General features: G+C 72.6%; 13 protein-coding genes and 1 tRNA gene. 2 read left to right on the top strand and 12 right to left on the bottom strand.

The window, feature by feature from the left end:
* From AB0O29_RS32685 to AB0O29_RS32640, 10 genes are all read right to left on the bottom strand, one after another.
* Nucleotides 1–827: hypothetical protein (locus AB0O29_RS32685; protein WP_365159073.1), on the bottom strand; the 827-nt coding region annotated here is incomplete at its 3' end.
* A 62-nt stretch (nt 828–889) separates the two neighbouring features.
* On the bottom strand, nt 890–1729 hold the full coding sequence (locus AB0O29_RS32680) for an RNA polymerase sigma factor SigF (RefSeq protein ID WP_365159070.1): 840 nt from the start codon (nt 1727–1729) through the stop codon (nt 890–892).
* A 232-nt stretch (nt 1730–1961) separates the two neighbouring features.
* Nucleotides 1962–2876 (bottom strand): SigB/SigF/SigG family RNA polymerase sigma factor, encoded by a 915-nt coding sequence (locus AB0O29_RS32675; protein ID WP_365159067.1) that lies wholly within the window; start codon nt 2874–2876, stop codon nt 1962–1964.
* A gap of 253 nt (nt 2877–3129) precedes the next feature.
* Nucleotides 3130–3291 (bottom strand): hypothetical protein, encoded by a 162-nt coding sequence (locus AB0O29_RS32670; protein WP_167747595.1) that lies wholly within the window; start codon nt 3289–3291, stop codon nt 3130–3132.
* 370 nt (nt 3292–3661) lie between these two features.
* Entirely contained in the window at nt 3662–3952 is a 291-nt protein-coding gene (locus AB0O29_RS32665) for a hypothetical protein (RefSeq protein ID WP_365159064.1), read from the bottom strand.
* Nucleotides 3953–4041: 89 nt separating this feature from the next.
* Nucleotides 4042–4126 (bottom strand) — tRNA-Ser (locus tag AB0O29_RS32660).
* Nucleotides 4127–4185: 59 nt separating this feature from the next.
* Nucleotides 4186–4668, bottom strand: coding sequence for a tRNA adenosine(34) deaminase TadA (tadA, locus tag AB0O29_RS32655; protein ID WP_365159076.1), 483 nt, complete (start codon nt 4666–4668; stop codon nt 4186–4188).
* 74 nt (nt 4669–4742) lie between these two features.
* Nucleotides 4743–5291, bottom strand: a complete 549-nt coding sequence (locus AB0O29_RS32650) for a hypothetical protein (protein ID WP_365159061.1) — start codon at nt 5289–5291, stop codon at nt 4743–4745.
* 216 nt (nt 5292–5507) lie between these two features.
* On the bottom strand, nt 5508–5711 hold the full coding sequence (locus AB0O29_RS32645; RefSeq protein WP_365159059.1) for a hypothetical protein: 204 nt from the start codon (nt 5709–5711) through the stop codon (nt 5508–5510).
* Nucleotides 5712–5934: 223 nt separating this feature from the next.
* Nucleotides 5935–6894, bottom strand: a complete 960-nt coding sequence (locus AB0O29_RS32640; protein ID WP_365159056.1) for a universal stress protein — start codon at nt 6892–6894, stop codon at nt 5935–5937.
* Between the two features lie 191 nt (nt 6895–7085).
* Between AB0O29_RS32640 and upp the strand changes: the two genes are divergently transcribed.
* Nucleotides 7086–7721: a uracil phosphoribosyltransferase gene (upp, locus tag AB0O29_RS32635; protein WP_365159053.1), complete on the top strand. Its 636-nt coding sequence runs from the start codon at nt 7086–7088 to the stop codon at nt 7719–7721.
* A 16-nt stretch (nt 7722–7737) separates the two neighbouring features.
* Here upp and AB0O29_RS32630 read toward each other — a convergent pair whose 3' ends face one another.
* Together AB0O29_RS32630 and AB0O29_RS32625 are read right to left on the bottom strand one after the other, a co-directional pair.
* A complete protein-coding gene (locus AB0O29_RS32630; protein WP_365159050.1) occupies nt 7738–8400 on the bottom strand; it encodes a LytR C-terminal domain-containing protein in 663 nt (220 codons plus the stop codon).
* A 115-nt stretch (nt 8401–8515) separates the two neighbouring features.
* Nucleotides 8516–8812, bottom strand: coding sequence for a type II toxin-antitoxin system VapB family antitoxin (locus tag AB0O29_RS32625; RefSeq protein WP_008740979.1), 297 nt, complete (start codon nt 8810–8812; stop codon nt 8516–8518).
* A gap of 88 nt (nt 8813–8900) precedes the next feature.
* On the opposite strand from AB0O29_RS32625, the gene AB0O29_RS32620 reads away from it, so the two are divergent.
* Nucleotides 8901–9372: helicase HerA-like domain-containing protein (locus AB0O29_RS32620; protein ID WP_365159047.1), on the top strand; the 472-nt coding region annotated here is incomplete at its 3' end.

Raw genomic sequence — 9372 nt, 5'->3', positions numbered from 1 at the left:
ACCCGCCAGGCCTCCACGCAGACCGTGTAGGTCTGCGTCCTGGAGCTCCCGCCCGCGATGGGGGCGGGCAGCGGCTGGGCCGTGGTGAGGGTGGCCCAGTCGACGCCGAGGGCGCCGATGACGTGCGTGGCGAAGGTGACCGTGCCCGAACGGGCCGGGCTGCCGCCGGTGTTGGTGAAGCCCACCGTGACGCGCTCGCACCAGCGGTCGGACGCCGCCGCGCGGACCGGGGTGCTCAGCGTGAGGCGTGCCGGTGTGGCGGGCGGGGGCGTGGTGCCGCCGGAGCCGCCTGCGCTTCCCGAGCCGCCTGTGCCGCCAGAGCCGCCTGTGCCGCCCGAGGTCCCTGTGCCGCCTGTGCCCCCCGCGCCGCCCGAGGTCCCCGAGCCGCCAGCGCCGCCCGTCCCGCCCGCGCTCCCCGTGCCCCCCGGAGTGCCCCCGCCCCCGCCCGCGCCCCCGGCGCCGGGGGTGGTCGGTGGGGTGCCCGGGGCCGGCGGGGTGCCGGGTGCGGGGGCGGAGCCGCCCTGGGCGGTGGGCGTCGCTCCGCCCTGGGCGGAGCTCCCGCCGGGCTGTGACCCCGGCGCGCCGGGCGTCGTAACGGTGGACGCGCTCGCCGAAGGGGCCGAGCCCGCCGACGCGATCGGCTGGAACTCGACCTGCCCCTGCGGAGGTACGTTCTGCCCCGCGCCCCGCTCGGGCCCGGGGGCCGCGGCGCCCACGGCGGCGTAGCCGTCACGGGCCGGGCCGCCGCAGCCGGTGAGGGCGGCGGCCGCCGTGCAGCACAGGGCGAGGGGGGCGAGGAGGCGCGCCGCGCGGGATCCCGTTCGCATCGCGCCAGTGTTCCTGACGCCATGTCAAATGTGAACCCCGCGCGGGGCCGTGGCTCGGGGTCCTACTCCCCGATCAGGCCCGTGCGCAGCTGCGCCAGCGTCCGCGTCAGCAGCCGGGAGACGTGCATCTGGGAGATGCCGACCTCCTCGCCGATCTGCGACTGGGTCATGTTCGCGAAGAAGCGCAGCATGATGATCTGACGCTCCCTGGGCGGGAGTTTGGCCAGCAGCGGCTTGAGCGACTCGCGGTACTCGACGCCTTCGAGCGCGGTGTCCTCGTACCCGAGCCGGTCCGCGAGGGAGCCCTCGCCGCCCTCGTCCTCCGGGGAGGGGGAGTCGAGCGAGGAGGCGGTGTAGGCGTTGCCCACGGCGAGCCCGTCGACGACCTCCTCCTCGGTGACCCCGAGGACCGCCGCCAGCTCCGGCACGGTCGGGGACCGGTCGAGGCGCTGGGCGAGTTCGTCGCTGGCCTTCGTCAGCGCGAGGCGCAGCTCCTGGAGCCGGCGCGGGACGCGGACGGACCAGGAGGTGTCCCGAAAGAATCGTTTGATCTCGCCCACGACGGTCGGCATCGCGAACGTCGGGAACTCGACCCCGCGTTCGCAGTCGAACCGGTCGATCGCCTTGATCAGGCCGATCGTGCCGACCTGGACGATGTCCTCCATCGGCTCGTTGCGGCTGCGGAACCGGGCCGCCGCGTAACGCACCAGCGGGAGGTTCAGCTCGATCAGGGTGTCGCGTACGTACGCCCGTTCGGGGCTGTCCGGGTCCAGGGTGGCGAGTCGCTGGAAGAGGGAGCGGGAGAGGGTGCGGGTGTCGATGGCTTCCGAGCGGTCGGCCACTGCCGGCAGCTCACGCTGGACGAGCGTGAGCACCTTGGAGCTGCCCTGGTCTACGGACATGCCACCCCCTTGAGGTCGCGGACGGTCGCGTATCGGCGCGTCCCGTCGGAGGAACGCAGCCTCCACCTGAATACCGGAGGCGGGGCTGCGGCAAACGCGGTTCCAGCAGAATGTCACATGTCGGCAACACGCTGTAGCGTCATGTCGACAAGTATCTCCAGCGACAGACGGCCGACCGAGCGGAATGAGCCGGTTCTGTAGGGAATCGCGGGCCGGGCTCCACCCGAGGGGGTTAAGCCTCGATCCTGTTTGCGGATCTCAGACGGGCGAAGCTCCGCGCGAGCAGCCGCGAGACGTGCATCTGGGAGACCCCGAGCTCGGCGCTGATCTGCGACTGCGTCAGGTTGTTGTAGTAGCGCAGCAGCAGGATCCGCTGCTCCCGTTCGGGCAGCTGTACGAGCAGGTGGCGGACGAGGTCGCGGTGCTCGACGCCGGCCAGCTCGGGGTCCTCGTAGCCGAGCCGGTCGAGCAGCCCGGGCATCCCGTCGCCCTCCTGGGCGGCCTCCAGGGAGGTCGCGTGGTAGCTGCGGCCGGCCTCGATGCAGGAGAGCACCTCGTCCTCGCTGATCCGCAGCCGCTCGGCGATCTCGGGGGTGGTGGGGGTGCGGCCGTGGAGGGTGGTGAGGTCCTCGGTGGCGGCGTTGACCTGCACCCACAGCTCGTGGAGGCGGCGCGGGACGTGGACGGTGCGGACGTTGTCGCGGAAGTACCGCTTGATCTCGCCCACCACCGTCGGCATCGCGAAGGTGGGGAACTGGACCCCGCGCTCCGGGTCGAAGCGGTCGATCGCGTTGATCAGCCCGATGGTGCCGACCTGGACCACGTCCTCCATCGGCTCGTTGCGGCTGCGGAAGCGGGCGGCCGCGTAACGCACCAGCGGGAGGTTGGCCTCGATCAGGGCCCCGCGCACCCGGTTGTGCTCGCTGGTGCCCGGCTGCAGGCCCTTCAGCTGGCCGAAGAGCACCTGGGTCAGGGCCCGGGTGTCGGCGCCCCGGCCCTGCGGTCTCGCGGGCGGCGCCTCGGGCTCCCGGGAGTCGGCGGGCGGCTCCGGCGAGGGCTCCGGGCGCGCGTCCTGGCGGGGCTCCTGCCGCGGCTCCTGCCGGGCGTCCTGCCTGGGTTCCTGTCGGGCTTCTTGCTGGGGAGGCACCTGAGGCGCAGTACTGGCCGGCACGGTCACGCCACCCCTTCGGTCAACTCATCCGTCTCATAACGTCAAAAGCGGTCATAGCATCACAAGAGATGTGCACTGTGTGCAAGCACCGTATATAGCCGTGTTGAGGGCAAGTTGGGCATTTATGGGTATTCTTTTTACCGCCGTGAACGTGAAAGGTGAACGCGAAAGGCCCCCCACCCGCGGAGTGAGGGGCCTGGATGTCCGGAAATCGCTTCAGCGTACGGGCTCAGGTCACCAGTTCGGTGATGAACTCGCCGATGCCCGAGGCGGCATCCGATATGCCCTGGAAGCCTATTCCGACCATCTCGGCCGCCCGCTTGGGCTGGGTGATGATCACGAAGAGGACGAACACCGTGAGGGCGCCCGTGATGAGCTTCTTGGTGTCCATGAGCGGTGTCGGCCTCCCCAACCGGTACTGCGAAGTCGGGTGAGTCTAACCGGTCAGGTTCGGACACTCATCTGTCCTTTAAGGACCAATGACCCTGTCGTACGGGCCCTTTGCCGCTGGGTGTCCGGTCGTGGGAGGCGCAGGATTGAACACGAGCCCACCGGTTCTGGCAGGAAACCGGTGGGTGAGGGACAGGACCTCACTGCGGGGTCCGAGCCGCAAGCTTCCCCCCTGACTGCGGCTCGGGCTGGCGGGTTCCGTCCTCACCGGGGGAAGTGGCTTTGTCCCCCCGACGTCACTTCCCCCGCCCACGTGGAAGGCCCCGGCTCCGGTCGGGGCCTTCTTCGCGTTCCGGGGCGCCGCGGGCCTCCTACTGGACGGCCCCGAGCAGGTCCACCAGGGGCGCCACGGGGGCGATCGCGGGCTGGAGCTGGTCGGGCAGCGTCATCAGCTGGTTCAGCTGGTTGGCCCCCTCGCCCACCTTCGCCCCGATGTCCTGGACCGAGGCCGGCGTGGCGCCCGCGGGCATGCCCGGGGCCGCCGTCGGCAGGTCCGGGAGGGTGAGCGGGGCGGGCGGCGCGGCGGAGGCGGCGGGCGCGGCGAGGCCCGCGGCGGCCCCCGCGAGGGCGAAGGCGGCGAGGAGACGCTGGGTCTTGGTCATACCGTGTCCAACGGCCGAGGGGACGCCCGGTCACGGCGGGCACGCACGAGAGCCCCGGTTCGTACGAACCGGGGCTCTCGTTTTCAGAGCGGTGGTGGAGGGATTTGAACCCCCGATGGGTTGCCCCATACTCGCTTTCGAGGCGAGCTCCTTCGGCCACTCGGACACACCACCGAGAGAGATCCTAGCCGATGGTGGGGAGTGCTTCGCAACTTCCGGCCGAGTGGCCCTGCTCACCGCTCCCGGAAGAACTCGGTCAGCTGCCGGGAGCACTCCTCCTCCAGCACTCCCCGGATCACCTCCGGCCGGTGGTTGAGCCTGCGGTCGCGCACGAGGTCCCACAGCGACCCCGCGGCTCCCGCCTTCTCGTCCGCCGCGCCGTAGACGACCCGGGCCACCCGGGACTGGACGAGCGCGCCCGCGCACATCACGCACGGCTCCAGGGTGACCACGAGGGTGCACCCCGTGAGCCGCCATTCGCCGAGCCGGGCGGCCCCCCGGCGCAGCGCCAGCACCTCGGCGTGCGCCGTGGGATCTCCGACGGCCTCCCGTTCGTTGTGCCCGGTGGCGAGGACGGCCCCGTCCGGTCCCAGGAGGACGGCCCCGACCGGTACGTCACCGGCCGGCACGGCCAGGGCCGCCTCCCGCAGGGCCAGGCGCATGGGCTCCCGCCAGGGATCCCGTACGGGGTCTCCGGCGCCGTGCGCGGTGTGCATGCCGTGCGTGTCGTGCATGCCGTGCGTGTCCTGCGTGTCCTGCGCGTCGTGCGTGAGGTGGTGCGCTGCGGTCACTAGCGGACGGCCTCCAGCACCTCGGTGGCGCCGAGGGCGTCGGCGATCTCGGTGAGGGCGTCCCCGTCGAGGGTCATCAGCTCCTTGTGGCCGACGCCGAGGTCGTCCAGCAGCCGGGGGTCGCCGAGCGGTCCGGCCGTCACCGGCTCGGAGCCGGATCCCGGTCGCTCGTCCGCCTCCTCGTCCTCGTCCTCGTAGGCGGCGACGGGCTCGTCCTCCCCGTCCTCGGTGCCGTCCAGGTCCAGTTCGTCGAGTTCGTCGTCCTCGTCGAGGCCGCCCAGCAGCTCCTTGGTCAGCATCGATCCGTAGGAGCTCCGGTCGGCGGCGGAGGCGTTCGACACGAAGTACCGGGGGTCCTCCTCTCCGTCCACGCGGACGACGCCGAACCAGGCGTCCTCCTGCTCGATGAGGGCGACCACCGTGTCGTCGTCGACAGCGGCGGAACGTGCGAGATCGATCAGATCACTGAGGGACTCGACGTCGTCGAGTTCCAGGTCGCTCGCTTCCCACCCGTCTTCGGTGCGCGCGAGCAGTGCGGCGAAATACACCGTGACTCTCCCACTGGTCATAGGCGTGCCGGATGGAGGTCCCCCCGGCCGGAGGTTGGGGTGTGAACGGTCCTGACACAAGCTGTTCGCACCCCGCCCAATCGGCATCGTGGCAGAAACAGCGGCTTTGCGAGAGGTCTTCCGCGCGGCGGCCGTGTCGCGGCGCCGGGCGGAGGTCCGGTCGGGGGCCGGAGGCTGCCGTGGGCATCGTGCCCGTCACCAACGGAAGGTACGCATCCGCATCTGCTGGCGCATGCGGGCCGCGCGGGCGCGGCGGGGCTGCACCCGGTCGCGCAGCGCCCGGGCCTCCATCAGGTCGCGCAGGAACTGGGCGCGCCGCGCCCTGCGCTGCGCCGCCGTCTCCGGCGGCTGGTCCGCCTCGCTCCCCTTGCCGTCGTTCTCGGGCTTCGTCTTGGGCATCGGCCACCACCCCGGCTGGTCCGGTCGTCCTCCTCCGCCGGCGCGAAGCAGACCCCCCGGCTCCCACCTTCCCCCCGTCGGCGCGTTTGATGCCACCCTCTTCCGGATCGGCCCAGGTCAGGGCGAGGGCCGGCTGAAGGGTCAGGTCACGCGCGGTGGCTCAGGCCTGCTCGTCTCAGGCCTGCTCGTCCTCAGGCCGGCTGGTCCTCAGGCCGGCCGGTCCTCAGGCCGGCTCGTCGTCGTGCAGCGCCGGTACGACCGCCACCGGGCCGTGCGCGTGCTGGAGGACGGCGTGCGCCACCGACCCGATCAGCAGGGACCGCCGGCGCGGATGGTGGCGGCCCACCACGACCAGCGCGGCCGACCGGGACGCCTCCACCAGCCGTCCCGCCGGGTCCCCGGGCACGGCGGCCTGCTCGACCGGCACGTCCGGGTGGCGGGCCCGCAGCGGGGCCAGCCGCTCCGTCTGGGCCCGCAGCATCTCCCGTTCGGCCGGCACCCCGTCCGGGCCGTCGGCGAGCGCCTCGGGCGGGATCACCGCGAAGGGGCTGTCGATCACCGCCATCGGCCCGGGCGGCAGCGCGTACGCCGACACCACCTGGACGGTGGTCCCCCGGGCGGCGGCTTCCGCGAACGCGAAGGACAGGACGTCCTCGGGCGTCTCGGCGGCGTGCAGCCCCAGCACCACCCGCCCGGCCGAAGCCCCCTCGGGGTCCTCCACCGCCCGCCCCTCGTGCGGGACCACCACCACCGGGCAGCTCGCGGTGGTGGCCACGGCCCTGCTGCTGGACCCGAGCAGCAGGGCGGCGAACCCGCCGCGTCCCCGGGAGCCCATCACCAGCATCAGGGGCTCCCGCTCGGTGCTGACGGCCCGCAGCGCCTCGGGCACGGAGCCCTCCAGGGCCTCGTAGCGGACCTCCGCGGGAAGCTGTGGGCCCGACTCCAGCAGGGCGCGCACCCGGTCGCCGACGGGGTCGGCGTACTCCTCGGGCTCGTTCGGGTCGTGCAGGGCCGAGCGGCGGCCCGCGTACAGCTGGGAGGCCTCGGGCAGGACGTGGGCGACCATCAGGCCCGTGCCGTGGCGCAGGGCGGCCAGCCGGGCCCATTCCAGGGCCCGCAGGCTGTGGTCGGAACCGTCGACGGCGGCGATCACCAGTCCGCCGCCCAGGGGGCCTTCGCTCATCCGTCCAGGGTGCCGGGCGGGGCGGCGGCCCGCATCCGGAGGGGCCGGGGGCGCCCGCGGGACGCGCCGCGCCCCTTCCACCGCGTAGCCTTTTGGCAGCAGGTCGCGCACAGGCGGCCGTTTCACCGCAGGTAGCAGGGTCGCAGGTCGCTGATCGCAGGTCGAAGCCCGGCTGAGTCTTGGAGGATGTTGTGCGTTTGCAGGTCGTCGATCACCCCTTGGTGGCGCACAAACTCACCACGCTGCGCGACAAGCGCACCGACTCCCCCACCTTCCGTCGGCTCGCCGACGAGCTGGTGACGCTCCTCGCGTACGAGGCCACCCGCGACGTGCGCACCGAGCAGTCCGACATCGTGACCCCGGTCGGCCCCACCACCGGCGTCAAGCTGTCGTACCCGCGCCCGCTGGTCGTCCCGATCCTGCGCGCCGGCCTCGGCATGCTGGACGGCATGGTCCGGCTGCTGCCGACCGCCGAGGTGGGCTTCCTGGGCATGGTCCGCAACGAGGAGACCCTGGAGGCCTCCACGTACGCGACGCGCATGCCCGAGGACCTCTCCGGGCGCCAGGTCTACGTGGTGGACCCGATGCTGGCCACCGGCGGCACGCTGGTCGCCGCGATCCAGGAGCTCATCAAGCGCGGCGCCGACGACGTGACCGCCGTGGTGCTGCTGGCCGCGCCCGAGGGCGTCGAGGTCATGGAGCGCGAGCTCGCGGGCACGCCGGTGACGGTCGTGACGGCCGCCGTGGACGAGCGGCTCAACGAGCACGGCTACATCGTGCCGGGCCTGGGCGACGCGGGCGACCGCATGTACGGCTCGGCCGAGTAGCGCAGCGGTCGGGCTCTCAGCACTTCTTCGGGGAGGGCGCGGGCGCGGGGTTGGCCAGGACGGCCAGCGCCTTGTCCGCGTCCTCCTTCGTGTTCAGCTCCTTGAAGGAGTCGCCCAGGATCAGGTCGATGTCCGCGCCCTCGCGGGTGTCGGTCTGCTGGGTCACGCCGGCGAGCTGGGTGCCGAGGACGGAGTAGGCCGCCTTGTCGGTGCGCGGGGAGCCGAGCAGTATCCCGGGGCCGGGGACCTTCTTGTCGAAGTCGGCGGGGGCGTTGCCGACGTGGCCGATGGCGAAGCCGCGCTTCTTCAGCTCGTCGCCGACGGCCTTGGCGAGGCCCGCGCGCGGGGTCGCGTTGTAGACGTTGACGGTGATCTGGCCGGGCTGCGGCAGGGCGACCGCGGGCGTGGCGGAGGCGGCGGCCGGGCCGGGGGCGGCGGCCTTGGCCGGCGTGGCGGGCGCGGTCGGGCAGTCCTCCGCGGCGGCCGCGGCGCTCTTGGCGCCGCCGCCGAACACGTCGATGAGCTGCAGCGCCCCGTAGCCGAGCAGGGCCAGTGCGAGGACCGAGCCGAGCAGGGCGAACACGATCTTCCGGCGTCGCCGGGGCCGGCTCATACGGGGGTAGGCGGTCCCCGTGACGCGGTACTTTCCGCCCATGCCGGGGGGAGTGAGCATGCTCATGGGCGCAGCGTAGTGCCGTACCGGAACGATGCCTACTAAATGATCTGTTGATCGGGTAAGGCAGACCCGAAAGGCGCAACCGGCGCCCGTCCGCCCCTGGTCAGTCCGCCGCTGGTCAGTCCATTTCGAGGACGCGCGCGTGCAGGACCTGCCGCTGCTGCAGGGCCGCGCGCACGGCGCGGTGCAGCCCGTCCTCCAGGTAGAGGTCGCCCTGCCACTTCACGACGTGCGCGAAGAGGTCGCCGTAGAACGTGGAGTCCTCGGCGAGCAGCGTCTCCAGGTCCAGCTGCCCCTTGGTCGTCACGAGCTGGTCCAGCCGGACCGGGCGCGGGGCGACGTCCGCCCACTGCCGGGTGGTTTCCCTGCCGTGGTCGGGGTACGGCCGTCCGCTTCCGATGCGCTTGAAGATCACACGGAAAGCCTACCGGGCCGGTGCCTCCGGGCGCAGCCTCGCTCCAGCGGTGCAAAAGTGGCACACAGGGCTATTCCGGGAGTGACGCATGAGCCAGAGCACCGACCCGCCCGACGCGATCGCCGCCGGGTACGCCTTCACCGGGCCCGCGCTGGAGCTGGGGGCCCTGCTCTGGGACGGGACCTGCACGCCCTCCCGGCAGATCCGCATCCCGCTGTCCATGCTCAACCGCCACGGACTCGTCGCGGGGGCCACCGGAACGGGTAAGACCAAGACCCTCCAGCTGATCGCCGAGCAGCTCTCCGCGAACGGCGTGCCGGTCTTCCTCGCCGACGTGAAGGGCGACGTCTCGGGAATCTCCGCCCCGGGCGTGCCGGGCGGGAAGACGGCGGAACGGGCGGCGGAGGTCGCCCAGGAGTGGGAGCCCACCGCCTGCCCGGCCGAGTTCTACTCGCTCGGCGGGATCGGCCCGGGGATCCCCGTCCGGGCGAGCGTGACCGCGTTCGGGCCGGTCCTGCTGTCGAAGGTGCTCCAGCTGAACCAGACGCAGGAGCAGTCGC

It is taken from the genome of Streptomyces sp. NPDC089915, from assembly GCF_040684675.1.
Lineage (GTDB): Bacteria > Actinomycetota > Actinomycetes > Streptomycetales > Streptomycetaceae > Streptomyces.
The sequence above is the reverse complement of the archived record's forward strand: the minus strand, read 5'-3'. Positions and strand labels throughout refer to the sequence as shown.

What these genes read in the sequence shown, in the direction of transcription:
- AB0O29_RS32665 (WP_365159064.1), bottom strand. Translation starts at nt 3,952, where the DNA reads ATGACCAAGACCCAGCGTCTCCTCGCCGCCTTCGCCCTCGCGGGGGCC.
- AB0O29_RS32640 (WP_365159056.1), bottom strand. Translation starts at nt 6,894, where the DNA reads ATGAGCGAAGGCCCCCTGGGCGGCGGACTGGTGATCGCCGCCGTCGAC.
- AB0O29_RS32680 (WP_365159070.1), bottom strand. Translation starts at nt 1,729, where the DNA reads ATGTCCGTAGACCAGGGCAGCTCCAAGGTGCTCACGCTCGTCCAGCGT.
- tadA (WP_365159076.1), bottom strand. Translation starts at nt 4,668, where the DNA reads ATGCACACCGCGCACGGCGCCGGAGACCCCGTACGGGATCCCTGGCGG.
- AB0O29_RS32670 (WP_167747595.1), bottom strand. Translation starts at nt 3,291, where the DNA reads ATGGACACCAAGAAGCTCATCACGGGCGCCCTCACGGTGTTCGTCCTC.
- AB0O29_RS32630 (WP_365159050.1), bottom strand. Translation starts at nt 8,400, where the DNA reads ATGAGCATGCTCACTCCCCCCGGCATGGGCGGAAAGTACCGCGTCACG.
- AB0O29_RS32645 (WP_365159059.1), bottom strand. Translation starts at nt 5,711, where the DNA reads ATGCCCAAGACGAAGCCCGAGAACGACGGCAAGGGGAGCGAGGCGGAC.